Genomic DNA, 26688 nt, shown 5'->3' on the forward strand with positions numbered 1-26688 from the left:
CACTGATGGTCGATATCGTCGATGCGGCCACGCGCAGCCGGATGATGTCCGGCATTCGCGGCCGCAACACGAAACCTGAAATCCTGATCCGCAGCCTGCTGCATCGACGCGGCTTCCGCTTCCGGCTCGACGCGCGCGATCTGGCCGGCAGGCCCGACATCGTCTTGCCGCGCTATCGCGCGGTGATCTTCGTGCACGGCTGCTTCTGGCACGGCCACGATTGCCATCTCTTCAAATGGCCGCAGACGCGTCCGGAGTTCTGGCGCGACAAGATCGGCCGCAACCGCGCCAACGATGCGAAGGCGCAAGCCGCGCTGCTCGAAGCCGGCTGGCGCGTCGCGACGGTGTGGGAATGCGCCTTGCGCGGAGCGAACCGGGACATCGAGGGCGTGCTGCAACGGCTGATCGACTGGCTGCACGGCGATGCGCCGCTGCATGAAGAGCGCGCATAACGAACGCGCATGAGGTTGCGTCTTCAGTTGCGTCTTCAAGCGATGCGGCGAATTTTGCAAGATGCCGGTGCTACACTCGATTAGCTGACCGGGAGTCTCCAGGCTATCTTCCGAGCGGTCTCTGCACGGCTCCCGCCCATCCTGGAACCATCCACCGAAGGAGGCGCATGATGGCTGATTTTCGAATCTGGTCGGACGACTTCCCCGCCAACGGCTTCATGTCGAAGGCCCAGGAGATGAACGACAAATCGTTCGGCGTCTCGGGTGAGGGCGAGAACGCGTCGCCCGCGCTGCAATGGGACGCGCCGCCCGCCGACACGCAAAGCCTGGCGCTGACCGTCTACGATCCCGACGCGCCCACGGGCAGCGGTTTCTGGCACTGGGTCGTCGTCAACATTCCCGCCGACACACGCTCGCTGCCGCGCAACGCAGGCAAAGCCGACGGCAGCCTGTTGCCAGCGGGTGCGCTGCAGTTTCGCAATGACTACGGCACGGTGGGATTTGGCGGCGCAGCGCCCACGCGCGGCGACAAGCCGCATCGCTTCATCTTCCGCGTTCACGCGCTGAAGGTGGCGACCCTGCCGCTCACCGCCGACACGACGAACGCCGTCGCGCGCTACATGACGCACCTGAACGAAATCGATTCGGCCACGTACACGGGCCTGTACGAACTGAAGTAAGGGCGGCGTTCCGCTCTCCACGGCCCGCCATGGCAGCCGCGCGATGCGCGTGCCGTGCCGCGGGCCGAAGCGGTTGCCCGTTGTCGCGCAAGCTGTCGCGACAACGGGAAGCACACTTCTGGACTCGCCCGCCCGCCGCTCATCACAACAACACAATGCAAGCTTCTTCGTCGACCAACCGCCATCCATCGGGCGCGTCCCACCCTGCTGCCTCTCCCGAACCCGAACTCGGGCTGCCGATCCCGCAACGCTACTGGGCGATTCTCGTCGTCGCGCTGGGCATCACGCTCGCCGTGCTCGACAGCGCGATTGCCAACGTCGCGCTGCCGACCATCGCGCGAAACCTGCGCGCGAGCGCCGCGAGCTCGATCTGGGTGGTCAACGCCTATCAGCTGTCGGTGACGATCTCGCTGCTGCCGCTGTCGTCGCTGGGCGATCGCATCGGCTACCGGCGCGTCTATATGGGCGGGCTGGCGCTGTTCACGATCGCCTCGCTCGGCTGCGCGCTCGCCACGTCGCTGCCGACGCTCGCGCTCGCCCGCGTGATCCAGGGCTTCGGCGCGGCGGGCATCATGAGCGTCAACACCGCGCTCGTGCGGATGATCTATCCGCCCGCGCACCTCGGGCGCGGCGTCGCGATCAACGCGATGGTAGTGGCCATCTCGTCCGCGGTCGGGCCGACGGTGGCATCCGCGGTACTTGCCGTCGCGGCATGGCCGTGGCTCTTCGCGATCAACGTGCCGATCGGCGTCGCCGCGATCGCCGTGGGCTGGCGTGCGCTGCCGCACAACGAAGGCCATCCGTCGCCGTACGACTATCCGGGCGCCGTGATGAACGCGTTCGTGTTCGGGCTACTGATCTTCGCCGTCGACGGCTTCGGTCACGGCGAGCGCTACGGGTTCGTCGCCGCCGAATTGATCGGCGCGATCGTGATCGGCTACTTCTTCGTGCGGCGGCAACTCACGCAGCCCGCGCCGCTCTTGCCTGTCGACCTGCTGCGCATTCCCATCTTCGCGTTGTCGGTGGGCACGTCGGTATGCTCGTTCTGCGCGCAAATGCTGGCGTTCGTGTCGCTGCCGTTTCTGCTGCAAAACAATCTGGGCCTGTCCCAGGTCGAGACAGGGCTGCTGATGACGCCGTGGCCGCTCGTGATCGTCGGCGCGGCGCCGCTCTCGGGCGTGCTGTCGGACCGTCTGTCGGCGGGCTGGCTCGGCGGCCTCGGACTCGCGACGCTGGCGCTCGGCCTGTTGCTGCTCGCGACGCTCGGCGCGCACCCCACGGCGTTCGATATCGTGTGGCGCATGGCGCTGTGCGGCCTCGGCTTCGGCATGTTCCAGTCGCCGAACAACCGGACCATGCTGTCGGCGGCGCCGCGCCATCGCAGCGGCGGCGCGAGCGGCATGCTCGGCACCGCGCGCCTGACGGGGCAAACGCTCGGCTCGGCGCTGGTCGCCTTGATCTTCGGCATCGCGCCGCAGCACGGCCCGGTGCTCGCGCTTTACGTGGCGGCGTGCTTCGCGGGCGCGGGCGCGCTCGTCAGCACGATGCGTGTCCGGCACAGCGCGCCGGGGTCCGCGTAACGCACCCCTTCCAACGCCCCGCTTTCCGCCTATTCTTGTAGACGAAGCCTTCAACCGCCGACGTGCGTCGCGACGTCCGGTGCGGGTTTCGCTCTGGCCTTCGAACCTGGCCTCTGAACGATAGGGGGCACCATGTCACTCATCGTCGCTGGGCGTTTCACCACTTTCCCCGCCGCCGAAGACGCCGCCCAAACGCTCTTCGACAACGGCTTTCCCGGTGAAGACGTCACGCTGTTTTTCGTCAATCCGCGCGGCCAGCACGCGCGCCATCCGCTCGACGAACACGCCGCCGCACCCACGATCTCATCCGCGCCGCCGCCGACGCTCCATCGCCATCACCGCGCGATGAGCATCGGTGCCGTCGCGGGCGCCGTGATCGGCGCCGCCGTGTTCACCGCGTTTTCGGCGTCGATGCCCGTCGTCGTGATCGCGGCAGGCGTGGGCGCATATCTCGGCCTGGTGGTCGGCAAGATGGTGCATGCGCAGAGCGGTCCGCACGAGCATCACGACGTCGTGCATCACGAGATGCGCAATTCGGGCGTGCTCGTCGCCGTGCATGTGAGTCCGGAGAACCAGATGGAAGCGGCGCGCATTCTGCGCGAAGCGGGCGGCGCCGATATCGAGCGCGCCACGGGTCACTGGCAGCGCGGCAGATGGGCGGATTTCGATCCGCGCCAGACGCCCGTGCCGCTCACCGACCTGAACCAGCAGCAGGCGTGACGCGTTCGACAGCTCGCGCGATGCCTTGCACGAAACGAAAACGGCAGCCTGCAAGGGCTGCCGTTCGTGAACCTGCGCGTCCCGCGAGGCCGCGCAATCTGACTCACCTCACGTTGTCTCAGACGGTCACGTCCGCGCGCTTGACGGCCTTCTCCGTCACCGACGAAGCGGTCGCGACGTTGCGCAGATCGGCAAGGAACGTATCGCGCCATACCGACAGATTGTTCTCGCGCAGCGGCGCCATCATGTCCGCGTGACGCGCCTGGCGTTCGGCGAGCGGCATCGACAGCGCGCGCTCCAATGCCTCGGCCATCTGCGACAGATCGAACGGATTGACGACCAGCGCACCGGGCAACTGCTCGGCCGCACCCGCGAATTGCGAGAGCACCAGCACGCCGGGATCGGCCGGGTCCTGCGACGCAACGTATTCCTTCGCGACGAGGTTCATCCCGTCGCGCAGCGGCGTCACATAGCCGACCTGCGACTGGCGGAACAGCGCCATCAGCAGATTGCGCTCGTACTTGCGGTTCAGATACTGGATAGGCGTCCAGTCCAGTTGCGCGAAGCGGCCATTGATACGCCCCGCCTCGCCTTCCAGCGTCTGCCGGATGCGCTGATAGGTCTGCACGTCGGCGCGCGTCGGCGGCGCGATCTGCACGAGCGACACGCGGCCATGCCAGCCGGGCGCGCTCTGCAACAGCCGCTCGAACGCCTGGAAGCGCTCGACCAGCCCTTTCGAATAATCGAGCCGGTCCACGCTCATGATCAGCTTGCGGCCGCGCATGCCGTCGCGCAGGCTGCGCACCGGCTTGCGGTCTGTGAACTGCTCCGCGGCTTTGGCGATCGCGTCGGGATAAATGCCGATCGGGTACGCCGCTACTTTCAGGAAACGGCCGTACGCGTGAATCATGTTCTCGTCGCTCGACGTGCCGTGATGGCCGCGCTCGATATAGTCGACGAACGATTGCCGGTCCGCGTCCGTTTGGAAGCCGACCACGTCATAGCTGCACATGCACTTCACGAGTTCTTCGTGCGGCGGCACGGTGCGCATCACTTCCGGCACGGGAAACGGAATATGCAGGAAGAAGCCGATCGGATTCTTCACGCCGAGATCGCGCAGGCAACGTGCGAACGGCAACAGGTGATAGTCGTGAACCCAGATGATGTCGTCGGGCTTGAGCAGTTCCTTCAACTGCTTCGCGAGCGTCACGTTCACCCGCAGATAGCCGGCATATTCCTGCCGGTCGTAGCGCGACAGATCATTGCGGTAGTGGAAGGTCGGCCAAAGCGTCGCATTCGAAAAACCGCGGTAGTACTGGTCGTAGTCGCGCTTGGTCAGCCCCACGGTAGCGTAGGTCACATTGCCCTGTTTCTCGATGACGGGCGGCGACGATTCGGCGACGGTCTCGCCGCTCCAGCCGAACCACACGCCTCCCGTTTCCTTCAGGGCGTCCAGCACTCCGATTGCGAGACCGCCCGCTGCGGGGCGTCCTTCCTGAGTCGGCGCGACGCGGTTTGAAACGACGATCAATCTGCTCATTGCGGCTCCACCTCATTCAGTTGACTGTACATGCGGTGATACTCCACCTTACGGCACGCAAGTCCCATGCCGTCGCACCCGAAAAGACGGAATAAAAATGTATGTAAATGTGACAGACGAGCAAAAAGAAACTGCGCGCGGGCACACGCGCAGTAGATTTTTCGCTCGACGATTCGGCCGGAACCGGCCGGAAAACGGACTTCAGGCGTCCTGCTCGGAACCCAGGTCGCGCTGATATTCCAGCCCTTCCTGACGCGTGCCGCCCTGGTTGTGATCCCCGTCTGGCGGCGCTCCGGGCGCCGCGCGGTTCTGCTGCGCCGGGTCCGGTCCAACGGGTGGATTGCCCGTGCCGCCGGCGGGGCGCTGGTCGCGCTTCGAATGGCGCGCGGAGCGCCGCAATGCGGGATGTCTCATGATGGACGCCTCCAGGGGAAGGCCAGTGCCCGGGCGGGGTTTGCCCGGGCCGCATCACACTAGTCTAGGCCGATGAACGTAAATTGCCGGTAAAAAGTTCGGCGGTTTTGTAACGCGTACAGGGCGCGGGCCCGTCGATTGCAAAAGGCGCCATGTCGAAATGAAAAGGTCAGAATTCGGGCAGCAGCGTCATGCGCGCGCCCGTATGCGGGGTTTGGGATGGCTGCGACGGCGGGTCGCCGATAGCGGGGGTATCGGGGTCGGTGGGTTCGCGCGTCGGATCGGGCACCGTATCGGGCTGATTGGGCTCGGGCGGCGTGCCCGGCGTAGTGGGTTCGGGACGGTGCGCGTGGATGTCGTGGACAGCGTGGACGGCGTCATGGTCCGGCATGGTTGGGCTCCCTGTTTTCGTTCGATATCGCCAGCGCTTCGCGCGCAAGCGACTGTTGAACCAAACCAGCAAGGCATGTGCCCTCGTGCCGCTGTCCGCTGTCCCCGCAGCAGCGGCCGACATCCCGTTACCTCATGTCACGCGTCCGCCTTGCCGAGCGCCTGCGGCTCGTCGCTGATGTCGTCGCCGTCGGCACGTCCGGCATCGTTGCCGTATTCGACGAGCCGGTTATATAGCGTTTTCAGGCTGATGCCGAGAATCTCGGCGGCACGCGTCTTCACGCCGCCGCACTGTTCGAGCGTCGCCAGAATCAGCTGACGGTCGGCCTCGGCGAGCGACGTACCGAACGGAATCGTGATCGCCGTGCCCGCGGTCGGCTTCGACAGCGAAATCTGCAGCGGCACGGTGGCCGTGCTGTCCGAATCCGTGCCCGACATGATGTGCGCGCGCTGCACGTAGTTCTTCAGTTCGCGCACGTTGCCCGGCCACGGGTAAGACAGCAGCATCTCCTTGACGGCGGGCGGGAAGTGCTTCCTGGTGGCGTGCTGCTCGTTGAGATCGTCGAGGAACGCCTGCGCGAGCAGTTCGACATCCTTGCCGCGCTCGCGCAGCGGCGGCAGGCTGATCGGGAACACGTTCAAACGGTGATACAGATCGAGGCGCAGCTTGCCTTCGAGCACGGCCTGCTCCGGATCGCGGTTCGTCGCGGCGATCAGGCGGACGTCGGTTTCGATTTCCTTCGTCGTACCGACACGCATGAACATGCCCGTCTCGAGTACGCGCAGCAGTTTCACCTGCAATTCGATCGGCATTTCGGTGATTTCGTCGAGGAACAGCGTGCCGCCGTTCGCCCGTTCGAAATAGCCCTTGTGCTGACGGTCGGCACCCGTGAACGCGCCGCGCTCATGGCCGAACATCTCAGATTCGATCAGATTCGGCGAGATTGCGCCGCAATTGACCGCGAGAAACGCGTGCTTACGGCGCAGGCTCAACTGATGCAGCGTCTGCGCGGCGACTTCTTTGCCCGTGCCCGATTCGCCGACCAGCATCACGGAAGCGGCCGTGGGCGCGACCCGGCTGATCTGGTCGTACACCTGCTGCATGATGGGGGAGTTGCCGAGCATCAGGCCGAAGCGGCCCATGCGGCGCAACTCGCCGCGCAGCGTGCCGATTTCGGCCTTCAGGTCGCCCGCGCGCGGCAGGCGGCTCAAGATGGCCTTCACGCGCTGCATGTTGATCGGTTTCACGAGGTAATCGGCGGCGCCCATCTTGAGCGCGCTCACCGCCGACTCTACCGTCGCATGCCCCGTGATCACGACGAACTCGACGCCAGAGCGCGGATCGAGATCCTCGAACAGATCGACGCCCGAGCCATCGGGCAGCTTCAGATCGGTGAACACGACGTCAGGCGTTTGCCGCACCAGCTGGATGCGGGCCTCGCGCAGATCGCCCGCTGTGGCCGTCGTCAGCCCGTCTTCAGCGATGATGGCCGCCAGCGCCTCGCGGGTACTCGGATCGTCATCGACAATCAATACATGTGGCATCGCGTATGGAAAGCTCGTAAGTGCTGGTCATGAATACGCGCAGCCTGCGCTTCGCCGGAATTGGCGAACGACAAAAGCGCCCGCGCGCTGCGATCTTCAAGCATACGCTCGCATCGCAACGACGAACGCCTCAGCCGGGAAAACTTTCCGAATTAACGCGGCCGCGCAACAATTACTGTAAATTTTGCTATTAAAAGCACTTATTGTTGTGATTTTTGGTCATTATAAAGCCTCAGATGGAAAAAGCATCAACCCGCATACGCGGCAGGCACGGTCGTGTTAAATCGCCTTTCCGCCGTGCGGGTCGGTGCCCGTCTAGCTGCGCGGAAACGGCCAGGCGTCGCCGTGATCCGCACCGTTGCCATTGCGCAGATGCGTCGCCGGCGCGACCTGCGCGCCGGGCGCGGGTTGCGCCGGCTCGGTCACCGTGCCGCCCTCGCCTTCCCAGCGCGTCAGATCACGTGCGAGCGGCGGCTGCGCGGCGCGCTGCTTTTGCACCCAGCGCCATGCCAGGACGCTGCCCACGGCGAACAGGGCGCCGAATATGCCGATTCTGGGTCGTGCCATGTTGAACTCCTTGTTGTCGTGAATGGAGACGACGGCCGCCACGCCGCCGCCATGCCGGAATGGCGCCGCTCAGCGCGCGGCAAGCACGCCGAGCACGAAGCCGACGCCGGCAGCGATGCCCAGCGCCTGCCACGGATTCTGGCGCACGTATCGCTCGGTCTGGACGGTGGCGCTGCGATAGCGCCGCTGGGCCGAGGTCTGCGCGTCGGCAAGCGCGTTCTGCACGGAATCGACATGCGTGCGCAGCCGCTCACGCAGCGCGTCCAGGCCTTCGCCCGGCACGGCTGCCGCAAGCCGCAGCATTTCTTCCGAATCAGTCAACAGCACGTTGAGATCCTGGACAAGTTTCTGTCGCCCCAACGCGAGCTGTTCAGTGGTTTCCGTCATTGCAATCTCCTGTTCCGGCGCGGGGACCGGATTTGTCTCATCTGTCGATGAACCGCTCCGGCGTCATGCGCCATGTCCCGAGCGTCGCAACGGCCGTTCCCGGCATCCTCGTGCGACGCACGGCTTCCCATCGAGTTCCGCAAAACAGGGCGTCCTCCGGACAGGACGCAGGCAGATACGATGCGGGCAAAGTTCCCGACGCGCTTTGCTGCCGAGCAAATCTTTCCGCATCACGTCACGATCGTACGTTAACGTTTGCGAACTGCCAGCGAACGGCAGACCAGCATGCGCCTTGCCGGAAATGGCGCCTGAGTGGTTAAATTGCCTTTTGTGAGATAGTGGACCACTCTTACAAGGCCATCCACGCTCTCGATACTGGCCTGCGCCATTCACGACACCCACCCGAAATTGCACAGGACACCCTTGCCTATGTCGTCAACCGATCTGGACTCGCCCGCCACCGAAGCCGATGGCGGCGGTGCGTCTCCGGCGAAGCAACGCGCGGCGGAAAACGTCCCGGGACTGAAGTCGTACGGCACGCTGTACGGCTCATCGCCCGTCATGCTGGATCTCTACGAACAGATCGACCGCGTGGCCGCGACCGATGCGACCGCGCTCATCATTGGCGAATCGGGTACGGGCAAGGAGTTGATCGCCCGCACGATTCACGACCATAGCGCGCGCAAAAGCGGCGCGTTCGTCGCCGTCAACTGCGGCGCGATACCCGACGAACTGATCGAAGCAGAACTGTTCGGCCATGAAAAAGGCAGCTTCACGGGCGCGGTCCAGGGCCGCATCGGCTACTTCGAGCACGCGAACGGCGGCACGCTGTTTCTCGACGAAGTCACCGAAATGGCGCCCGTGCGGCAGGTGAAGCTGCTGCGCGCGCTGGAGACGGGCACGTTCTATCGCGTCGGCGGCACCGAGCTGATTCGCGGCGACGTGCGCGTGATCGCCGCGACCAATCGCGACCCCGCCGTGGCGGTGAAGGAAAACGGCCTGCGCGAAGACCTGATGTACCGGCTCGCGGTGTTCCCGCTGCGCGCGCCGCCGCTGCGCGAGCGCGAAGGCGACCGCGAACTGCTGGCGGTGCATTTCCTCGATGAGCTCAACCGCCAGGAAGGCACGAACAAGGTGTTCAGCAAGCGTTCGATGGAAACGCTGCGCACCTGGTCGTGGCCCGGCAACGTGCGCGAACTGAAGAACGCCGTGTATCGCGCGTTCATTCTGGCCGAGAAGGCGGTGGAACTGCCGCATCCGCATCTGATGTCGCGCGTGAAGAAACCCGTGACGGTCGGCGATTCGATGAGCGTGTGGATCGGCACCCCGCTCGCCGATGCGCAGAAGCAGATCATTCTCGGCACGCTCAAGTATTGCGGCGGCGACAAGCGGCGCGCGGCAAAAGCGCTCGGCGTGAGTCTCAAGACGCTGTACAACCGGCTCAGCGCCTACGGCGACGAAGAGTCGAATCACGACGACAACTGACTGACAGCGACGCGCGCAGCTTGGCGCGCGCGCATCGTTCTTGCGGTTCTGGCGTTCGTGCGGCTTCCGAACGCCCTTCTTCGCGGCATCTTCTCCACTCGCATCCGCGGCTCCCGATCAGGCCGCGTCTCTTGTCGCATTTCTCCTCGCGCCAGCCGCGCTCCATGCCTTGCTCAGGCATGCCAACTGCTGACCAGGCCAAACAGAAAGACCTCGGCCACGCAGCATCTTTTGCAATTGCTTGCATTTTCCCTATGCCAATTACAAAACGCATCCTGCACAATGCCGCAGCGAAAAAATCAGATGTATCTGCCTTCGCGCTGGCGCGCTCCACGCGCCGAAGGCACGAGCAGGAGCGATGACGAAGAAATGCAAAAAGCAATGCACCGTGACAAACACGCCACGCCGCCCAGCGCCATGCGGCGATCCGTCTTCCCGAGCGCCACGCTGATTGCAGCTCTGGCCGTCGCCGTCACCACGACATTGAGCGGATGCTCATCGCTCTATTCGGAAGGTGCCACGGCGGGCGCCGGTATCGCGGGCGCGGCTATCGCCGCGAAAGTGACGGACAACGCCGCCGTCGCCACGGGTATCGGCCTTGGCGCCGTTGCCGCGGCGCGCGCAGGCGTGCAGTACTCCGAACGCGTGATCCATCGCAACACCCAGGACAGCATCGCCGTGGTGGCCGGCCCGCTCGCGGTCGGTGCCGTCGCGCCGTGGAGCATCACGCATTCGGTGCCGCTCGAAGAAGACGAGCATGGCCGCGTGACGGTCAGCCGCACGATCAGCGCGGGCGAACTGGACTGCAAGGAAATCGTCTTCTCCGTCGACAAGGCTGCGACCAAAAACGTGCCCGCGTCGAGCGCGTTCTATGTCGCGTCGATCTGCCGCGACGGCACGGCGTGGAAGTGGGCGTCGGCCGAGCCCGCGACGGAACGTTGGGGCTCGCTGCAATGAGCGCGCGCCCGTCAACGGGAAGCCTGCGGGTGGCGACGGCTGTGCGGCTCGCGCTGGTCGGCGCGTTGTGCATCGGTGCGGGTGCGATCGTCAGCGGCTGCAGTTCGGCTTCCGTCGGCGCAGCGGCAGGCGCGGGCGCCGGCGCGGCGACGGGCATCTTCACCGCCAATCCCGCTGTGGGCATCGGCGTGGGCATTGCCGTACAGGCCGCCACCGACGAAGCTGTCGCGCACTACATGCGCGTGATGCACTCGGATCAGCAGAACGTGATCGCCGCGCTGGCGGGCGCGATGCCCGTCGGCGAGACACGCGACTGGAGCGTCAAGCACACGCTGCCCATCGAGAACGGCCACGGCCAGGTGCGCGTGACGCGCGCGTTCGCGTCGTCGCTGGCGATCTGCAAGGAGTTCGTGTTCTCGGTCATCGACGGCGACAAGCCCGACGCGAAGGTCGGCTGGTACATGGCGAGCGCCTGCCAGCAGGACAACAAGGGTTATTGGAAATGGGCGTCGGCGGAACCGGCTGTCGAGCGCTGGGGCAATCTGCAGTAAGGCGGCTCGCAGCGCGGAGCATCGGAACCAAAACAAAAGGGGAGCCGCGTGGCTCCCCTTCTTCTTCCGCTCACGCAATTTGCGCGCTGCCGTCAGGACTCCACGTCCTCGAGGCTGAAAATTTCCGTCTGGTCGTTGTACGAGAAGATCTCGGCATAACGGCCCCAGTTGATGACGGCGTCGAGCGTTTCTTCGGCGGCGCTGTCCGACAGGAAATCTTCCAGTTCCTGCTCGAAGCGCACGCGCGGCGCGCGGTGTCCCGGCCGCTCGTTCAGCACCTTCTTGATCCGCGCCGCGAGCGGCACGTGCCGCAGCAGATGCTCGGCGAACATCATCTTGCGCTCCTGCGTGCCGAACTCGGCGAACACGCGCGCGGGTGGCGTCAGGAAAATATCGCCCTCACGCACGTCCGCGAAGCCGAGGTGTTGCAGCACTTCGGCGATCGGGAACAGATCGTCCACCTCCAGATGCAGCGAGCGCGCGATTTCCGGCATGTCCGCACGGCCGTGATACGGCGCGGCCGCCAGCGTTTCGATCAGACCCGCCATCAGGTTGGTCGACACATGCGGCAGCCAGCTATGCAACTCCAGCCCCTTCTTCGTCGATTCGTCCTTTTGACGCGCCGTCATCTTCGCGTAGATGTCGTCGACGAGGCGCCGGAACGCCGGGTCGAGACGGTTGCGCGGATGCTTGAACGGCACCTTGATCTCGGCGATCACGCGACCCGGATTCGACGACAGCACGAGGATGCGGTCGCACATGAACACGGCTTCCTCGATGTTGTGCGTGACGATCAGCACCGACTTGATCGGCATGCGCCCTTGCGTCCACAGATCGAGCAGGTCGGTGCGCAGCGTTTCGGCCGTCAGCACGTCGAGCGCGGAGAACGGCTCGTCCATCAGCAGCAGCGTCGGATCGACGACCAGCGCACGTGCAAAGCCGACCCGCTGGCGCATGCCGCCCGACAGCTCGCGCGGATACGCGTTCTCGAAGCCGTCGAGGCCGATCAGATCGATCGCGGCCAGCGCGCGTTCGCGGCGCGCGCGTGCGCCGACGCCGAGCGCCTCGAGCCCCGCTTCCACGTTCTGCAGCACGGTCAGCCACGGGAACAGCGCGAAGGTCTGGAACACCATCGCGACGCCTTCGGCAGGCCCCTTGAGCGGCTTGCCCATGTAGGTGACTTCGCCGCCCGTCGGCTCGATCAGGCCGGCGATGATACGCAGCAGTGTCGACTTGCCCGAGCCCGAGCGGCCGAGCAGCCCGACAATCTCGCCTTCGCGCAGCGACAGATTGGCGTCGTCGAGAACCAGCAGTTCGCCTTGTGTCTTGTTGAACCCACGGCACACGTCCTTGACGCGCAGGATTTCTTCACCGAGGCGCGGCGGCATCGGCGGCGTCTGGATCGGCGCGGCGGTTACGGTCTTCGGATTTTGCATCGCGTTTTGCCTTCAATGAATCTCAATCGAGCCGCAGGCGGCTTTCGGCGTAGGCGTACAACGGACGCCACAACACGCGATTGAAGAGGGACACGAACAGGGACATCACCGCGATGCCCAGAATGATCTTCGGATAGTCGCCCGCTGCCGTGTACTGCGCGATATACGCGCCGAGCCCGTGCGCAGCCAGCTTCGTATCGCCCCACTGCACGGCTTCCGCAACGATGCTTGCGTTCCACGCGCCGCCCGAGGCGGTGATCGCGCCCGTCACGTAGTACGGGAACACGCCCGGCAGCATGACCTGGCGCCACCATTGCCAGCCGCGGATGCGGAAATTCTTCGCGGCTTCCTTATAGTCGTTCGGATAGGCGCTCGCGCCCGCAATCACGTTGAACAGGATATACCACTGCGTGCCGAGCACGATCAGCGGCGACAGCCAGATGTCCGGGTTCAGATTGAACTTGACGATCACGATCACGAAGACGGGGAACAGCAGGTTCGCCGGAAACGCCGCGAGGAACTGCGCGAGCGGCTGGATCTTCTCGGCGAGCGCGGGGCGCAGCCCGATCAACACGCCGATGGGCAGCCACACCACCGAAGCGAGCGCGATCAGCAGCGTCACACGCAGCAGCGTGATGAGGCCGAGCACGAACACATGGCCGACTTCATCGAGCGTCACGCCCGTGCGTACATACGCAACCACGCGATATACGACGAAGGCCGTCGCCAGCACGACGATCACAGCCCACACGATGTCGCCCGTCCTCGACGGCTTGAGCACAGCCGGCTTCGCGAACTTCACGGACCCGACGCTCGGCAAGCGGATCGGCACGCGCGCGGCCTTCGCGAACATCCAGCCGATGGGGACGAGCAGGCGGTGAATCAGCCGGGTGCGGCGGATCAGGTCGAGCAGCCACGATTCCGGCGCGTCGCCGGAACTCGTGTTCTCCATGCGGAACTTGTCGGACCACGCGACGAGCGGCCGGAACAGGAACTGGTCGTACGCGAGAATCACGACCGTCATCGTCAGGATCACCCAGCCGATCGCGTGCAGGTTCTTCCCGGCAATCGCCGCCGCCAGATACGCGCCGATGCCCGGCAGCGTGATGGTGTGATTGCCGACCGTGATGGCCTCGGAGGCGACCACGAAGAACCAGCCGCCCGACATCGACATCATCATGTTCCAGATCAGGCCCGGCATCGAGAACGGCACTTCGAGCTTCCAGAAGCGCTGCCAGGATGTCAGATGGAAGCCCTTCGACACTTCGTCGAGGTCGCGCGGCACGGTGCGCAGCGACTGGTAGAAGCTGAAGGTCATGTTCCACGCCTGGCTCGTGAAGATCGCGAAGATCGCGGCCAGTTCGGCGCCCAGCACGCGCGACGGAAAGAGCGCAAGGAAGAACGTCACCGTGAACGAGATGTACCCCAGCACGGGCACCGACTGCAGGATGTCGAGAATCGGTACCAGCACCTGGCCCGCGCGCCGACTCTTCGCGGCAAGCGTGCCGTAGACCAGCGTGAAGGTCAGCGACGCGACCATCGCGGCGAGCATGCGCAGCGTGGTACGCATCGCGTACTCGGGCAGGTTCGCCGGGTCGAGCGAGATCGGCTCGCTTTGCAGCGTCGAAATGGGCGCCATCGTCTCGTGAAAGCCGACCACGGCCATTGCGATCAGGCAGATGATGAGCGGAAACGCGATGAAATCCCAACGATTGGGCAGCACCCGCCACGCCGACGCGTTGGCGGTGCGGTTAAGGGTGAAGCTGAACAGATCCATCAGGCGGCCCTCCCTTCGCGGCGGGATGCAAGCATGCCGCCAGCCATGATGGCTACGCGCGCGCCGGCATGGCTGGCGGCGGCGCGACGGTCCGAGGATCGATCCGGAAAGCGGAAATCAGGCATGGCAAAACGCTAATGCGCGGTAAATCGTTGGCGTTCAATACGCATTGGCCGGCGACGGATACGTCGCGCGGCGCCCCGTGCGGGCCTGCACTTACGGCCGGCGCAATCGTGTTGCGCGGGCCGCCGCCGGCAGGCCAGCGAGCTTTCCTCATTTTGGACGGCACGACACTACTACAACCTGTGTGACAGAAACAACCGTTGACATTCAAATGTCACGCCGAATGGTTGGCGGAACGGATCTGTAAGCGGCAAGCCGCGTGCATCAACAGGCCGGCTTGCGCATGCTTCGGGCGAACCGTCGCGTGCGAGCCACAATCCGATGGCCGTGCCGCTATTCAGAAAGTCCCGCTGGAGGCCGTTAATAACCCACACGGGACTTTCGCGCGCGCAAATCCTGGCTAGCGCCGGGCCGTGCGGCGGTTAAAATCGGGATGCGGCGAAACCTGCTGGCCGACGGCGACGAGGACGGCGGCGCGGCGCATTTATCCTGGCTCCGTGCGGCGCACGGCGGCAATCAGCGGGAACGGCCCAGCGCCAGCGCGTTGCAACGAAAGACGTTGTTGCATGAATCAGTCAGACGGATCAGAGGGTCGATGAAAAGGACAACCTTGCGCCAGGCATTGGGACCGGCCAGCTTCGTGCTGGTCGTGCTCGCATGCTGGCTCGCCTCCGGCCTGGTCGCGGACCGGATGGTACAGCAAGAACTGGATACCGCCTTGCGCCAGCAGCGGCAGATGTCCGCCTCGATCGTCTACAACATGGCTGAAGTGATTGCTAGCGACCTGGCGATGTCGCGGGCCATACCCGCCACCATGGCCGAACTCGGCGTGATCCAGCAGGCGCTGACGCACTCGCAGAATTATGCCGCGTCGGGCGTCGACCTGGAACCCGCCCATCGCGAAGAACTGTTGAAGTCGCCCGAACTGGCGGGCATCAACGGCTTCCTGCGCGACGCCCAGGGCTTCTCGGGCCTCGACATCATCTGGCTGGTCAACGCCAACGGGCTGTGCGTCGCAGCGAGCAACGCGCAAAACGCGCATTCGTTCGTCGGGCTCGACATGCGCTCGCGCAGCTACCTGACCAACGCCCTGCTCGGCGCCTTCGGCGAAGCCTACGGCGTGGGCCGCATGAGCGGCGAGCCGGGCATCTTCATCTCGGCGCCCGTCTATGACGACGGCCTGCTGGTCGGCGCGATCGTCGCCAAGGTCGGCATCGCGCGGCTGCGCCACTGGGTCGCGCACGCCGGCACCTTCGTCACCGACGACAACGGCGTGGTCATCATGGCGCACAACGCGGCGCTCGAAGGCCAGGCCATGCCGAACTCGCGCGTCACGCAGATGAACGCGGCCGAGCGCATGAACACCTATCATCGCGACCAGTTCGCAACCATCCAGATCCAGCCCGTCAAGAGCCAGGTCCGCGGCGACGCGCCGTGGGTGCCGACCGCGATCGCCGATCAACTATTCGACATGCCGGGCCAGCCGATCCCGACGCTCTACCAGTCGCGCGGCGGGTTGAACTCGGGGCTGTCGGCGCACCTCGTCGATCCGCTCATCGCGTGGCCCGAGCTGATGCGCAATCACAAGCGCGATCATCTGCTGGTGTTTCTGACGCTCGCGGGCACGGTGGCGCTCGCCTGGGTCATCACCGTGTCGTATCTGCGCGAGCGGCGCCATCACCGCGCCACCCGCGTGCTGGCCGAGCAGCTGCAGTCGGCGAACACGCTGTTGTCCGCGGAAGCGCGTCATGACGCGCTCACGGGCGCGCTGTCGCGGCGCTATTTCCTCGATCTGCTGCGTCATGAAATCGACCGCGCGCGCACGACGGGCGAGCCGCTGTGCATGGCGATCGCCGATCTCGACCACTTCAAGCAGATCAACGACCGCTTCGGCCACGCGGCGGGCGACCGCGCGCTCGAACACTTCGTCGACACCTGCCGCACCGAGCTGCGCGGCAGCGACGCGATCGGCCGGCTGGGCGGCGAGGAATTCGGCATTCTGCTGCCGACAACACCGCTCGGCACCGGCCTCGAAGTGGTCGAGCGGTTGCGCGTCCGTTTGAAGGCGACGCCGTCGGCGAAGCTGCCGCAGTCGGTCGGCCTGAGCGTGAGCATCGGCATCACGGAACTGTCGGCGGAAGATCTGCCCGAGCGCATCATCAGCCGCGCCGATCAGGCGCTCTATGCCGCGAAACAAGGCGGACGCGACCGCAGCGAGGCCGTGCCGCCCGACGATACCGCGCCGCCCGCGCGCACGCCCGCCAATGCCTGGTGAAGCCAGTCAGCCCGATAACGCCCGATGAAGGCATGTAAGCACGCGCAACGTTCGCTGACCGGTCAGCGATGCGCGCTGCATCGCGCACGGCGATGCCGCCGGGCAAGTGGAGCTTAAGCAGGTATCATCGACTTTCATCCGAAAGTTGTGATCACCGCTCTACGCTCCCCCGGAGGTTCGCATGAAGGGAAATCTGGTCATCGTCTGCCGCGATCAGGACGCTGACGCCTTCGATCATCTGCTCGCAGAGTACGGCGCGTTTCAGACGCGCCTGTCGTCGACCGCGTGGTATCTAAAGCTGGATGTGGCGCCCGAAGTGATACAGGAAGAAATTCTCTCGCGTCTCGGCAAGTACACGACGCACTACATCTTCGAGGCGGACACGGTGACGTGGAACACCGTGGACAGCGAAGCCGCCGCCGCGCTCAACACGCTCTTCACCGAATAGGCATGCTGCCTGTTTGATCCAACGGCGAAGACGGGGCACCTGCCATCACGCTGCCCCGAGCCCGTTTCCGAATGCCGCGCAGCCGAAGCGCGCGGCCCATCACACTCACCAGACGATTTCCGACGCGGCCACCGTGCGCGACACCGTTTCCAGCGGGAACGTCATCTGCACGCGCAGGCCTCGCCCGCCGTCTGGCGCATCGTTGTTGCCGATCTGCCATTCGCCGCCCGCACGCCGCACGAGCCGCTCGACGATTGCAAGGCCCAGCCCGCTGTGGCCATTGCCGCCGCGCGCCGGATCGAGCCGCACGAACGGCCGGCTCGCGTTGATCAGATCCTGTGCGGCGATGCCGCTGCCGTTGTCCGTGACCGCCAGCGTGAAACCCTGCGACGTGCGCGCCGTCGCCACGATGACGGGCGGCGCGCCGTACGCATGCGCGTTGTCGAGCAGGTTGGACAGGATGCGATCGAGCGTGGCGGCGGGCAGCATGAAGCCCGGACCGGCGCGCAGATCCGTCTGCACCGTCGGCGCGCCGCCCGACACCGCGCGATAGCTGCGCACCACGCGCTCGCACTGCGAATCGACTTCGACGGGTTCGCTGCGGTCGCCGCCGTCGTGCGCGAACACCAGAAACTGCTCGACGATATGCGTCATCGAATCGACGTCGCGCACCACGCCGTCGCGCGTCTTCGCATCGTCCATCATCTCGGCGCGCAGCCGCAGACGCGCAAGCGGCGTCTTCAGGTCATGCGCGACGCCCGCCAACATGACCGCGCGATCGTGCTCGGTACGCGCGACCTCCTGCACCATCTGGTTGAAGCCGTGCGTCAGCTGCCGCAGTTCACGCGGGCCGCGCTCGCGCACGGGCGGCACGGGCAGGCCGCGCCCGAAGCGCGTCACCGCCTGCGCGAGCGAGCGCAGCGGCTGCTGCAACTGCCACGCGGCAAAGAGTGCCGCCATCACGCCAGCCGAGAAAATGATGCCGAGCCACAGGACCATCCGGTCGAGCGAGCGCGGCGGCCGCAACGGCTGCACGGGCACGACGATCCAGCTTGGGTCGCTCGCCGCGCGAACCCACAGCGCGGGCGGCTTGCCCGGCGTGCCGACGCGCACCTGCGTCGAGGTGGGCAGACGGTCGCGCACGTCGTCGACGAAACGGTCGAGCGGCGCGGGCAAATTCGACACGTCGGGCGGCACGTCGGCGCTCGCAGGATCGACGAGGCGCACGCGCGAAGGCAGCGGCTGATCCGGCTCGCGCCTGACGTGGTCGCGCACCGCGTCGACGAGGAACACGGCTTCTTCGACGGCGTAGCGCGTCTGCGACTGGTTACGCTCGAAGCGCACTAGCAGATACCACGCGAAATGCGACACCAGCAACACACAGACGACGAGCAGCGCGAGCCGCCCGAACAACGAATCAATTGGACGCCGCATGTTGCTCGCCATCGGGGACGAACACGTATCCGCGCCCGCGCACGGTCTGAATGAAGCGCGGCACCGACGGATCGGTTTCGAGAATGCGGCGCAGGCGCCACACCTGCACGTCGATGCCACGGTCGGTGCCATCGTATTCGGGACCGTGCAGCAGTTCGAGCAGGCGCTCGCGCGTGAGCGTGCGCATCGGGTGATTGACGAAGATCTTCAGGAGCGCGAATTCGCTGCCCGACAACGTGAGCGGCTTGCCTTCCTGATGCAGCGTGCGCGACTGGAAGTCCAGCGTGAAGCGGCCGAACGAGAACGGCTCGCGCTGTTCGGGCGCGGCCGCCGACGGCAGCGTCTTGCGGCGGCGCAACACCGCCTGCACGCGCGCCAGCAGTTCGCGCGGGTTGAACGGCTTGCCGAGGTAGTCGTCAGCGCCGAGTTCCAGGCCGACGATGCGGTCCACGTCGTCCGCACGCGCCGTCAGCATGATGACGGGGATGTCGTCGCCTGACGCGCGCAGCTTGCGCAACGCCGTGAGGCCGTCGACACCGGGCATCATCAGGTCGAGCACGATCAGGTCGGGCCGTTCGCGCTCGATGCGGCGCTCCAGTGAACTGGCGTCGTGCAGCACCGACACTTCGATGCCTTGCCGGGCCAGATAGTCGCGCAGCAGATCGCGCAGTTCGACGTCGTCATCGACGACAAGAATTTGAGTAGCCATGGCTTGGAGTGTAACGCGCGCCCCGCTGCGTTTCCGCCCCTACTGACCCCGAAAGGGTTACCGGGTGTTACCGCGAAAGGCACACGTAATGTCACGTAACTTCCGCAAGCATACGCGTAACACGGCCTCCATTCGATCCCTCTACGCTGTGCCTTACCGAATGCGCGCTGGTCCACTTTCGAGACGGGCGGCATCGTCGGCCAGTTGATCAAGGAGCACAGTAATGTCCAAAAAAACATCACGCTTTCTCGCCGTTGCCGCTGCATCGCTCGCACTGAGTCTCGGGTCCGCGTTCGCCGCGCAGCCGCAAGGCGGTCCCGGCGGACCCGGCATGGGTCACGGCGGTCCGGGCTGGCACCACGGCGGCTTCATGAAGGAACTGAACCAGTTGCACGGGCAACTGAAACTGAACGCGGATCAGGAAAAGGCATGGCAAGCCGCGCTCGACACGATGAAGCAAAGCCATGAGGCCGAGCGCGCGAACCACGAGCAGATGCGCCAGCAGTTCAAGCAGATGCAGCAGCAACCGATTCTCGACCTGAACGCGATGCACGCCGCGCATCAGCAGATCGAGCAGAAGGACGCGCAACTGCGCGAGCAGACGTCGACGGCATGGCTGAACTTCTATAACGGCCTGAACGACCAGCAGAAGACCACCGTCAGCACCGCGCTCAAGCAGCACTTCGCGAAGATGGAGCAGCGTCATCAGAAGATGCGCGAGCGTTGGGAAAAGCATCAGGGCGACGCTGCCGCGTCGGCGGTGAAACCTTGAGGCGGGTTAGCCGCGTTGCCTGATAGACGCGCAACACAACGCCACGGAAGGCAGCTTCCGTGGCGTTGTTTCATGGGCGGTCCGGCAGCACGGGCAGCACGGACGGCATGAACAAAAGCCCCGCCTCGCTCAACGCAGCTGACCGAGGTCGAACAGCAGCACTTCCGCGCCCTCGCCGTTTTCGACCGTGACGCTCGAGGTATCGGTGATCATCGCGGCGTCGCCCGCCTTCAATGCCTCGCCATTGACCGTGACGGCGCCGCGCGCAACGTGCACATACGCCTGGCGCCCCGCTGCGAGCGCAAGCTCGTCACGTTCCGCGCCGTCGAAGAGACCGGCGTAGATCGACGCATCGGCGTGGATCGTCACCGCGCCGTCGCGGCCGTCCGGCGCCGCCACGACGCGCAGCCGCCCGCGCTTGTCGGCATCGGTGAAGCGCTTTTCCTCGTAGCCCGGCGCGTCGCCCGCGCGTTTCGGGATGATCCAGATCTGCAGCAGATGCAGCGGGTCTTCCTGCGATCCGTTGAACTCGCTGTGCATCACGCCCGTGCCCGCGCTCATGCGCTGCACGTCGCCGGGGCGGATCGTCGAGCCGTTGCCGAGACTGTCGCGGTGCGACAGCGCGCCGTCGAGCACATAGGTGACGATCTCCATGTCGCGATGCCCGTGCGTGCCGAAACCCTGCCCCGCAGCAATCCGGTCCTCGTTGATGACGCGCAGCGGACCGAAGTGCATGTGCTCGGGATCGTGGTAATCGGCAAACGAGAAGCTGTGTTTGGCGTTCAGCCAGCCGTGGTTGGCGTGGCCGCGCTCGTCGGAACGACGAATCCTGATCATCTGAATCTCCATGAAAATTGCCGATGACGGGAATGTATGGGCTGCGCCCGCGAGGCACAATCCGCGCCGCCGCACCGGATCGTTTCATAAATGATGGCAATGCCCGAAAGCCGCGTGATGCACGCTGCATCGGCCACCGCGGCGCGGCAAGGATGCGCGGCGGCCTGCCGTGACCGCGTGTCGCGCGTGCATGTCTCTGGCGGCAAAGGGCTTTTTCGATGCCGCAAGCACTGGCGTGGCTCGCCGGTTCGGGTAAAATACCGCGCTTTTTGGAATGGGTCGACGCGCGTGCCGCGTCCGGACGGCGCACCCGGCAACGCGGGCCCGGCCGGAACGCAAGGTCACGGGCGCATGGCGCACGAAGCGGACCGGGTAAGGGCGGCGTCGGGCGATGTGGAACAGGCCTGCGGGCCCAAACAATCCGCCGCCGGAACGGGCAGCCTATTTTTGTCCGCCTAGAATGGCGACGGCCGGCCGCACACGGGCTGCCGTCACCGCAAGCAGGCACGCGGCGACCGGGAAGTCAGGAGAAACATGAAGAAGTACGCACTGTGCGTGGCGCTCGCCGTGATGGCTTCGGGTGCCATGGCAAAAGAATGGAAAACCGTGCGTATCGGGGTCGACGCCAGCTATCCGCCGTTCGAATCCGTGGCGCCGAGCGGCCAGATGGTCGGTTTCGACGTCGATCTGACCCGTGCGCTGTGCGCGAAGATGAACGTCAAATGCGTATGGATTGCGCAGGATCTCGACGGCATCATTCCGGCGCTGAAGGGCAAGAAGTTCGACATCATCGTGTCGTCGCTGACCGTGACCGACAAGCGCCGCGAGCAGATCGACTTCTCCGACAGGCTGTTCGACGCGCCCGCGCGGATGATCGCGAAGAAGGGCTCGCCGCTGCTGCCGACGGTTGAATCCCTGAAAGGCAAGCACGTCGGCGTCGAGCAGGGCTCGACGCAGGAAGCGTACGCGAACGCGTACTGGGAGCCGAAAGGCGTGACGATCGTGCCTTACCCGAACCAGGATCAGGTCTACGCGGATCTGGCAACCGGGCGTCTCGACGCCGCGCTGCAGGACGAGTTGCAGGCCGACGCCGGCTTCCTGAAAACGCCGCGCGGCAAGGATTTCGCGTGGGCGGGCCCGGAAGTGAAGGACCCGAAGACGCTCGGCGAAGGGACGGCCATCGGCGTGCGCAAGGAAGACGGCGAGTTGAAGGCGAAGCTGAACAAGGCGCTTGCCGAGCTTCACCAGGACGGTACGTTCACGAAGCTCGAAAAGCAGTATTTCGACGTCGATATTTACCAGAGCCGGTAACAGGCACTGAAAATCCGCTGCATCGCCTCAGATGCGGCGCAAGCTCGGGGCTGGCCCGGATGGGCCAGTCTGCAGGCTTCGTAATAAAGTCGGACCGAGAGCAACAACGCAGTAGAACAAGGCAGGAAAACGCGCTGCCGGCCAGCCAGGTAGTACCGGCCAGGCAGTCATGATTCGCACAGCGGCATGCTGTGCGCCGCACGGGGAACATCGAAGGCATCCGCCTTCGGACGAACCGCAGCAGCGTACGGAGTGCCGCGTCTTTCGCGGCGCCCGGGAGCGTCGTCAAGGACCCACTATGTTCTTTCAAGGCTACGGCCCGCTCATCTTTGCCGGCACGGTGCAAACCGTGAAGCTGGCAATCCTGTCGCTCGCATTCGCGTTCGTGCTCGGCCTGCTCGGCGCGGCCGCGAAGCTGTCGAAGAACAGGATCACACAGGGCGCCGGCACGGTCTACACGACGCTGATTCGCGGCGTCCCCGATCTCGTGCTCATGCTGCTGCTCTTCTACAGCATCCAGATCTGGCTGAACAACCTCACCGACATGCTCGGCTGGGATCAGATCGACATCGATCCATTCGTCGCCGGCGTCGCCGTGCTCGGCTTCATCTACGGCGCGTATTTCACCGAGACGTTCCGCGGCGCGTTTCTCGCCGTGCCGCGTGGCCAGCTTGAAGCGGGCGCCGCGTACGGCATGACGGGCTGGCAGGTATTCACGCGGATCATGTTCCCGCAGATGATGCGCTTCGCGCTGCCGGGCATCGGCAATAACTGGCAGGTGATGGTCAAGGCGACGGCGCTCGTGTCGATCATCGGCCTCGCGGATGTCGTCAAGGCGGCACAGGATGCCGGCAAGGGCACGCTGCGGTTCTTCTTCTTCACGCTGATGGCGGGCGCCATCTATCTGCTCATCACGACGGTCTCGAACTTCGTGCTGATGTACCTCGAAAAACGCTACTCGACTGGCGTGCGCAAGGCGGAACTATGATCGAGCTGATCCACGAATACTGGCGCAACTATCTGTATACGGACGGCTACCGCTTCACGGGCGTTGCAATCACGTTGTGGCTGCTGGTCGTATCCATTGGCCTTGGCTTCTGTCTGTCGGTGCCGCTCGCCGTCGCGCGCGTGTCGAAGAAGAAGTGGCTGTCGAGCCTGGTGTGGCTGTATACGTATATCTTCCGTGGCACACCGTTGTACGTGCAACTGTTGCTCTGCTACACGGGCCTGTATAGCCTGGAGATCATCCGCTCGAACGAACTCACCAACGCGTTCTTCCGCGACGGCATGCACTGCACGCTGCTCGCGTTCACACTGAACACCTGTGCGTACACGACGGAGATTTTCGCGGGCGCGATCAAGGCGACGCCGTACGGCGAGATCGAGGCCGCGCGCGCGTACGGCATGTCGCAGTTCACGCTGTATCGCCGTGTGATTCTGCCGTCGGCGCTGCGCCGCGCACTGCCGTACTACAGCAACGAAGTGATCCTCATGCTGCACGCCACCACGGTCGCCTTCACCGCGACGGTGCCCGACATCCTGAAGATCGCGCGCGACGTCAACTCGGCAACGTATCGTTCGTTCGACGCGTTCGGCATCGCCGCCCTGCTCTACCTGATCATCTCTTTTGGGCTCGTCTGGCTGTTCCGCCGCGCCGAGCGCCGCTGGCTCGCTTATCTGCGCCCGCAAGGCAAGTAAGGCGCCGACCATAGCAAGTCAAGGACCCCGATGAACACTCCCGCTACACCGCAAATGCTTTTCGTCGACAACCTGCACAAGCAGTACGGCGACAACGAAGTTCTCAAGGGCGTCACGCTGCGCGCGAACCGCGGCGACGTCATCAGCGTGATCGGCTCGTCCGGCTCGGGCAAGAGCACGATGCTCCGCTGCATCAACTTTCTCGAGCAGCCCAACGCCGGGCGCATCTTCGTCGAAGGCAAGGAGATCCGCACGCTGAAGGACAAGCACGGCGCGTTGCGCGTGTCGGACCCCAAGCAGTTGCAGAAGATGCGCACCAGGCTTTCCATGGTGTTCCAGCACTTCAACCTGTGGACGCACATGACGGTGCTCGAGAACATCATCGAAGCGCCGCTGCATGTGCTCGGCATTCCGCGTAAGGAAGCCGAGGATCGCGCCCGCACGTATCTGGAGAAAGTCGGTCTCGCGCCGCGTCTCGAGAAGCAGTATCCGTCGCATCTGTCGGGCGGCCAGCAGCAGCGCGTGGCGATCGCCCGCGCGCTGACGATGAACCCCGACGTGATGCTGTTCGACGAGCCCACGTCTGCACTGGACCCGGAACTCGTCGGCGAAGTGCTGAAGGTCATGCAGACGCTCGCCGAGGAAGGCCGCACGATGATCGTCGTCACCCACGAAATGGCCTTCGCGCGCAACGTGTCGAATCACGTGATGTTCCTGCATCAGGGACGCGTCGAAGAAGAAGGCCGTCCTGACGAAGTGTTCAGGAACACGAAGAGTGAGCGTCTGAAGCAGTTCCTCTCGGGAAGCCTGAAATAAGGCTGCAATGTAGTTTATGTAGTATTACAGGGCGCTTACCGGGCGCCCTTTTTCATTTCCGCGCGGCGTCGCCCTCGCCTTCCTGCAAGCCCTAAAGCTTCGTCATCCCAACATCTGCGCGAATGGTCGCAAAAACGCGCCTACTCCCGACGATTCTCTCCGTCAATAGTGGCAATCCTTGACGCAAGTCATTAACAACGGTGTGTCCCTTGCGCGACAAGGCGTAGACGGGCCTTCGCAGCCCTCTGCCCGCCACTTGTCCCATATTGGTATTGCAATTTAGAGACATCTTTACCGAGCATCACTAATTTATTCGCCAACCGAAGGGTATTTTGCTAAATTAGTAACGAAAGTAGCAAAACAAAGTTCAAGAAAAGTAGTTTCACTTCAAAACGAACGAACAGGAGATACCGGTCGCGAGGGATCGGCATGACGATCAGACAGTCAGAAAGGCTGCACGTCGACATCAGAACCGGTCACCGCGCATCTCCCTGGAAAAGATTCCTGCTCGGCGCTGCTGGCGTCCGGGCACCACTCGCAGTACTGGCTTTACTTTTTGACAGGGTATGGAGGAGAAGATGAAGAAAGCTTTGGCTGCCGCAGCGCTGCTGACTTTCGGCGTTGCCGCACACGCACAGAGCAGCGTGACGCTGTACGGGCGTCTGGACGCTGGTCTGGAGTACATGTCGGGTGTGCCGACGAACCCGAACGCAGCGGGTGTCGCACAGAGCAGTTCGCACCGCTTCCGCGCAGAAAGCGGCGACTGGGGTACCAGCCTGTGGGGCTTGAAGGGTGCTGAAGATCTGGGCGGCGGCTACAAGGCCGTGTTCCAGTTGGAAGGCTCGTTCAACACGATGACGGGTGCTGGCCCGGGCGGCGGCGGTCTCTTCAATCGTTGGGCAACCGTCGGCTTCGCAAGCGACCAGTACGGTACGTTCACGATGGGCCGCATGCTGTTCATCTCGAACGGCGTGTGGGACTTCGATCCCTTCGGTCAGTCGAACTGGTCGTCGGCATCGCTGGTGCGTGGCCGCAACTGGCCGCAATCGAGCAACAACGTAGCCTACCAGTCGCCGAAGATCGCTGGCCTTGACTTCTACGGCCAATACGCGCTGTCGAATGCGACGAACTGGAACGGTAACGGCACGACCGCTCAAGGTCGCGAAGCCGGTGCGCAAGTCACGTACACGTCGTCGCTCTTCCAGGTTCGCGGTATCTATGACGAAATCCGCAACCCCGCAAACGGTGGCCTGAACGACTCGTACAACTTCTCACGCGAGTACACGGCTGCATTCAACGTGTTCCTCGGCCAGTTCAAGATTCAGGGCGCGTACCAGGCAATTCGCACGTCGGGCATCACGGCAGCAACGCCGGGCACGCCGACCACGCTCGATCACGAATGGGGTGGCGTGACGTGGCAAGCAACGCCGGCAGCAGCGCTGATCGGCGCGGTCTACCACGTGAACGGCAACAATGGCGCGGGCAACGCGACGATCTACACGCTGGGTGGCTCGTACAACCTGTCCAAGCGCACGCTGTTCGACCTCCAGGTCGCAACGGTCCAGAACAGCAAGACGGCTAACTACGGCCTGAACGCCAACCCGGCGGGCAACACCGTGGCTTCCGACAACCCGCTGATCGGCCACAGCCAGACGGGCGTGTACGCAGGTATCCAGCACTCGTTCTAATCGAACGGTGCAAACAGAACAGCTGTAACAGAAACGGTTTTCACGCTGCTGCGAGAGGCGCGTATCGGTGCGATGTCCGAAAGGGTGTCGCACCTT

General features: G+C 64.5%; 26 protein-coding genes. 15 read left to right on the forward strand and 11 right to left on the reverse strand.

Going from position 1 to position 26688, the window contains the following annotated elements:
* The first annotated feature begins 5 nt into the window (after window positions 1–5).
* From C2L66_RS11470 to C2L66_RS11485, 4 genes are all read left to right on the forward strand, one after another.
* Window positions 6–452, forward strand: coding sequence for a very short patch repair endonuclease (locus C2L66_RS11470; RefSeq protein WP_036003565.1), 447 nt, complete (start codon window positions 6–8; stop codon window positions 450–452).
* A 170-nt stretch (window positions 453–622) separates the two neighbouring features.
* Window positions 623–1132, forward strand: coding sequence for a YbhB/YbcL family Raf kinase inhibitor-like protein (locus tag C2L66_RS11475; protein WP_054930032.1), 510 nt, complete (start codon window positions 623–625; stop codon window positions 1130–1132).
* Window positions 1133–1287: 155 nt separating this feature from the next.
* A complete protein-coding gene (locus C2L66_RS11480) occupies window positions 1288–2712 on the forward strand; it encodes an MFS transporter (protein ID WP_082670318.1) in 1425 nt (474 codons plus the stop codon).
* Between the two features lie 132 nt (window positions 2713–2844).
* On the forward strand, window positions 2845–3432 hold the full coding sequence (locus tag C2L66_RS11485) for a glycine zipper domain-containing protein (protein WP_060600033.1): 588 nt from the start codon (window positions 2845–2847) through the stop codon (window positions 3430–3432).
* A gap of 118 nt (window positions 3433–3550) precedes the next feature.
* Here C2L66_RS11485 and otsA read toward each other — a convergent pair whose 3' ends face one another.
* The 6 genes from otsA to C2L66_RS11515 form a co-directional block, all read right to left on the reverse strand.
* Entirely contained in the window at window positions 3551–4972 is a 1422-nt protein-coding gene (gene otsA / locus C2L66_RS11490) for an alpha,alpha-trehalose-phosphate synthase (UDP-forming) (protein WP_036003556.1), read from the reverse strand.
* A gap of 201 nt (window positions 4973–5173) precedes the next feature.
* Window positions 5174–5386, reverse strand: coding sequence for a hypothetical protein (locus C2L66_RS11495; protein ID WP_036003553.1), 213 nt, complete (start codon window positions 5384–5386; stop codon window positions 5174–5176).
* Between the two features lie 169 nt (window positions 5387–5555).
* A complete protein-coding gene (locus C2L66_RS11500; RefSeq protein ID WP_054929964.1) occupies window positions 5556–5777 on the reverse strand; it encodes a hypothetical protein in 222 nt (73 codons plus the stop codon).
* 137 nt (window positions 5778–5914) lie between these two features.
* A complete protein-coding gene (locus C2L66_RS11505; RefSeq protein ID WP_054929963.1) occupies window positions 5915–7321 on the reverse strand; it encodes a sigma-54-dependent transcriptional regulator in 1407 nt (468 codons plus the stop codon).
* 315 nt (window positions 7322–7636) lie between these two features.
* A complete protein-coding gene (locus tag C2L66_RS11510; RefSeq protein ID WP_054930030.1) occupies window positions 7637–7888 on the reverse strand; it encodes a hypothetical protein in 252 nt (83 codons plus the stop codon).
* A gap of 69 nt (window positions 7889–7957) precedes the next feature.
* The gene (locus C2L66_RS11515) at window positions 7958–8275 is read right to left on the reverse strand and encodes a DUF883 family protein (protein WP_060600031.1); all 318 of its coding nucleotides are present in this window, start codon (window positions 8273–8275) and stop codon (window positions 7958–7960) included.
* Between the two features lie 429 nt (window positions 8276–8704).
* On the opposite strand from C2L66_RS11515, the gene C2L66_RS11520 reads away from it, so the two are divergent.
* The 3 genes from C2L66_RS11520 (at window position 8705) to C2L66_RS11530 (ending at window position 11268) form a co-directional block, all read left to right on the forward strand.
* Window positions 8705–9760: a sigma-54 interaction domain-containing protein gene (locus C2L66_RS11520; protein ID WP_054929961.1), complete on the forward strand. Its 1056-nt coding sequence runs from the start codon at window positions 8705–8707 to the stop codon at window positions 9758–9760.
* A gap of 417 nt (window positions 9761–10177) precedes the next feature.
* The gene (locus C2L66_RS11525; protein ID WP_374727070.1) at window positions 10178–10717 is read left to right on the forward strand and encodes a hypothetical protein; all 540 of its coding nucleotides are present in this window, start codon (window positions 10178–10180) and stop codon (window positions 10715–10717) included.
* Complete coding sequence (locus C2L66_RS11530; RefSeq protein WP_054929960.1) at window positions 10714–11268, forward strand: hypothetical protein; 555 nt, start codon at window positions 10714–10716, stop codon at window positions 11266–11268. The genes C2L66_RS11525 and C2L66_RS11530 overlap by 4 nt, the downstream gene beginning before the upstream one ends.
* 92 nt (window positions 11269–11360) lie before the next feature.
* Here C2L66_RS11530 and C2L66_RS11535 read toward each other — a convergent pair whose 3' ends face one another.
* Window positions 11361–12704: an ABC transporter ATP-binding protein gene (locus C2L66_RS11535; protein ID WP_054929959.1), complete on the reverse strand. Its 1344-nt coding sequence runs from the start codon at window positions 12702–12704 to the stop codon at window positions 11361–11363.
* Between the two features lie 22 nt (window positions 12705–12726).
* Window positions 12727–14481 (reverse strand): ABC transporter permease, encoded by a 1755-nt coding sequence (locus C2L66_RS11540; RefSeq protein ID WP_060600029.1) that lies wholly within the window; start codon window positions 14479–14481, stop codon window positions 12727–12729.
* Window positions 14482–15199: 718 nt separating this feature from the next.
* On the opposite strand from C2L66_RS11540, the gene C2L66_RS11545 reads away from it, so the two are divergent.
* Together C2L66_RS11545 and C2L66_RS11550 are read left to right on the forward strand one after the other, a co-directional pair.
* Window positions 15200–16879 carry a sensor domain-containing diguanylate cyclase gene (locus C2L66_RS11545; RefSeq protein ID WP_054930028.1) on the forward strand — a complete coding sequence of 560 codons (1680 nt, stop codon included), beginning with the start codon at window positions 15200–15202 and terminating at the stop codon, window positions 16877–16879.
* Between the two features lie 181 nt (window positions 16880–17060).
* Window positions 17061–17327 carry a double-stranded DNA-specific endonuclease gene (locus C2L66_RS11550; protein WP_054929957.1) on the forward strand — a complete coding sequence of 89 codons (267 nt, stop codon included), beginning with the start codon at window positions 17061–17063 and terminating at the stop codon, window positions 17325–17327.
* A gap of 105 nt (window positions 17328–17432) precedes the next feature.
* Here the strand turns inward: C2L66_RS11550 and C2L66_RS11555 are convergent, their stop codons facing one another.
* Both C2L66_RS11555 and C2L66_RS11560 read right to left on the reverse strand, forming a co-directional pair.
* Entirely contained in the window at window positions 17433–18761 is a 1329-nt protein-coding gene (locus tag C2L66_RS11555) for an ATP-binding protein (RefSeq protein WP_054930027.1), read from the reverse strand.
* Window positions 18745–19470, reverse strand: a complete 726-nt coding sequence (locus C2L66_RS11560; protein ID WP_007587938.1) for a response regulator — start codon at window positions 19468–19470, stop codon at window positions 18745–18747. The genes C2L66_RS11555 and C2L66_RS11560 overlap by 17 nt, the downstream gene beginning before the upstream one ends.
* 223 nt (window positions 19471–19693) lie before the next feature.
* Between C2L66_RS11560 and C2L66_RS11565 the strand changes: the two genes are divergently transcribed.
* A complete protein-coding gene (locus tag C2L66_RS11565) occupies window positions 19694–20242 on the forward strand; it encodes a periplasmic heavy metal sensor (protein ID WP_060600027.1) in 549 nt (182 codons plus the stop codon).
* Window positions 20243–20371: 129 nt separating this feature from the next.
* Here the strand turns inward: C2L66_RS11565 and C2L66_RS11570 are convergent, their stop codons facing one another.
* Window positions 20372–21079 carry a pirin family protein gene (locus C2L66_RS11570; RefSeq protein WP_060602526.1) on the reverse strand — a complete coding sequence of 236 codons (708 nt, stop codon included), beginning with the start codon at window positions 21077–21079 and terminating at the stop codon, window positions 20372–20374.
* A gap of 534 nt (window positions 21080–21613) precedes the next feature.
* Between C2L66_RS11570 and C2L66_RS11575 the strand changes: the two genes are divergently transcribed.
* The 5 genes from C2L66_RS11575 (at window position 21614) to C2L66_RS11595 (ending at window position 26592) form a co-directional block, all read left to right on the forward strand.
* The gene (locus C2L66_RS11575) at window positions 21614–22390 is read left to right on the forward strand and encodes an ABC transporter substrate-binding protein (RefSeq protein ID WP_060600025.1); all 777 of its coding nucleotides are present in this window, start codon (window positions 21614–21616) and stop codon (window positions 22388–22390) included.
* A gap of 298 nt (window positions 22391–22688) precedes the next feature.
* Window positions 22689–23378, forward strand: coding sequence for an ABC transporter permease (locus C2L66_RS11580; RefSeq protein WP_054929953.1), 690 nt, complete (start codon window positions 22689–22691; stop codon window positions 23376–23378).
* Window positions 23375–24088 carry an ABC transporter permease gene (locus C2L66_RS11585; protein WP_054929952.1) on the forward strand — a complete coding sequence of 238 codons (714 nt, stop codon included), beginning with the start codon at window positions 23375–23377 and terminating at the stop codon, window positions 24086–24088. The genes C2L66_RS11580 and C2L66_RS11585 overlap by 4 nt, the downstream gene beginning before the upstream one ends.
* Before the next feature lie 30 nt (window positions 24089–24118).
* Window positions 24119–24904, forward strand: a complete 786-nt coding sequence (locus C2L66_RS11590; RefSeq protein ID WP_054929951.1) for an ABC transporter ATP-binding protein — start codon at window positions 24119–24121, stop codon at window positions 24902–24904.
* A 578-nt stretch (window positions 24905–25482) separates the two neighbouring features.
* A complete protein-coding gene (locus C2L66_RS11595; protein ID WP_054930025.1) occupies window positions 25483–26592 on the forward strand; it encodes a porin in 1110 nt (369 codons plus the stop codon).
* Window positions 26593–26688: the final 96 nt, after the last annotated feature.

The sequence above is a fragment of the Paraburkholderia caribensis genome (assembly GCF_002902945.1).
In the GTDB taxonomy this organism is placed as follows: domain Bacteria; phylum Pseudomonadota; class Gammaproteobacteria; order Burkholderiales; family Burkholderiaceae; genus Paraburkholderia; species Paraburkholderia caribensis.

Excerpts from the sequence above, each read along its gene's own strand:
- C2L66_RS11470 (WP_036003565.1), top strand. The coding sequence starts at position 6 with ATGGTCGATATCGTCGATGCGGCCACGCGCAGCCGGATGATGTCCGGC.
- C2L66_RS11475 (WP_054930032.1), top strand. The coding sequence starts at position 623 with ATGGCTGATTTTCGAATCTGGTCGGACGACTTCCCCGCCAACGGCTTC.
- C2L66_RS11480 (WP_082670318.1), top strand. The coding sequence starts at position 1,288 with ATGCAAGCTTCTTCGTCGACCAACCGCCATCCATCGGGCGCGTCCCAC.
- C2L66_RS11485 (WP_060600033.1), top strand. The coding sequence starts at position 2,845 with ATGTCACTCATCGTCGCTGGGCGTTTCACCACTTTCCCCGCCGCCGAA.
- otsA (WP_036003556.1), bottom strand. The coding sequence starts at position 4,972 with ATGAGCAGATTGATCGTCGTTTCAAACCGCGTCGCGCCGACTCAGGAA.
- C2L66_RS11495 (WP_036003553.1), bottom strand. The coding sequence starts at position 5,386 with ATGAGACATCCCGCATTGCGGCGCTCCGCGCGCCATTCGAAGCGCGAC.
- C2L66_RS11500 (WP_054929964.1), bottom strand. The coding sequence starts at position 5,777 with ATGCCGGACCATGACGCCGTCCACGCTGTCCACGACATCCACGCGCAC.
- C2L66_RS11505 (WP_054929963.1), bottom strand. The coding sequence starts at position 7,321 with ATGCCACATGTATTGATTGTCGATGACGATCCGAGTACCCGCGAGGCG.
- C2L66_RS11510 (WP_054930030.1), bottom strand. The coding sequence starts at position 7,888 with ATGGCACGACCCAGAATCGGCATATTCGGCGCCCTGTTCGCCGTGGGC.
- C2L66_RS11515 (WP_060600031.1), bottom strand. The coding sequence starts at position 8,275 with ATGACGGAAACCACTGAACAGCTCGCGTTGGGGCGACAGAAACTTGTC.
- C2L66_RS11520 (WP_054929961.1), top strand. The coding sequence starts at position 8,705 with ATGTCGTCAACCGATCTGGACTCGCCCGCCACCGAAGCCGATGGCGGC.
- C2L66_RS11525 (WP_374727070.1), top strand. The coding sequence starts at position 10,178 with ATGCGGCGATCCGTCTTCCCGAGCGCCACGCTGATTGCAGCTCTGGCC.
- C2L66_RS11530 (WP_054929960.1), top strand. The coding sequence starts at position 10,714 with ATGAGCGCGCGCCCGTCAACGGGAAGCCTGCGGGTGGCGACGGCTGTG.
- C2L66_RS11535 (WP_054929959.1), bottom strand. The coding sequence starts at position 12,704 with ATGCAAAATCCGAAGACCGTAACCGCCGCGCCGATCCAGACGCCGCCG.
- C2L66_RS11540 (WP_060600029.1), bottom strand. The coding sequence starts at position 14,481 with ATGGATCTGTTCAGCTTCACCCTTAACCGCACCGCCAACGCGTCGGCG.
- C2L66_RS11545 (WP_054930028.1), top strand. The coding sequence starts at position 15,200 with ATGAAAAGGACAACCTTGCGCCAGGCATTGGGACCGGCCAGCTTCGTG.
- C2L66_RS11550 (WP_054929957.1), top strand. The coding sequence starts at position 17,061 with ATGAAGGGAAATCTGGTCATCGTCTGCCGCGATCAGGACGCTGACGCC.
- C2L66_RS11555 (WP_054930027.1), bottom strand. The coding sequence starts at position 18,761 with ATGCGGCGTCCAATTGATTCGTTGTTCGGGCGGCTCGCGCTGCTCGTC.
- C2L66_RS11560 (WP_007587938.1), bottom strand. The coding sequence starts at position 19,470 with ATGGCTACTCAAATTCTTGTCGTCGATGACGACGTCGAACTGCGCGAT.
- C2L66_RS11565 (WP_060600027.1), top strand. The coding sequence starts at position 19,694 with ATGTCCAAAAAAACATCACGCTTTCTCGCCGTTGCCGCTGCATCGCTC.
- C2L66_RS11570 (WP_060602526.1), bottom strand. The coding sequence starts at position 21,079 with ATGATCAGGATTCGTCGTTCCGACGAGCGCGGCCACGCCAACCACGGC.
- C2L66_RS11575 (WP_060600025.1), top strand. The coding sequence starts at position 21,614 with ATGAAGAAGTACGCACTGTGCGTGGCGCTCGCCGTGATGGCTTCGGGT.
- C2L66_RS11580 (WP_054929953.1), top strand. The coding sequence starts at position 22,689 with ATGTTCTTTCAAGGCTACGGCCCGCTCATCTTTGCCGGCACGGTGCAA.
- C2L66_RS11585 (WP_054929952.1), top strand. The coding sequence starts at position 23,375 with ATGATCGAGCTGATCCACGAATACTGGCGCAACTATCTGTATACGGAC.
- C2L66_RS11590 (WP_054929951.1), top strand. The coding sequence starts at position 24,119 with ATGAACACTCCCGCTACACCGCAAATGCTTTTCGTCGACAACCTGCAC.
- C2L66_RS11595 (WP_054930025.1), top strand. The coding sequence starts at position 25,483 with ATGAAGAAAGCTTTGGCTGCCGCAGCGCTGCTGACTTTCGGCGTTGCC.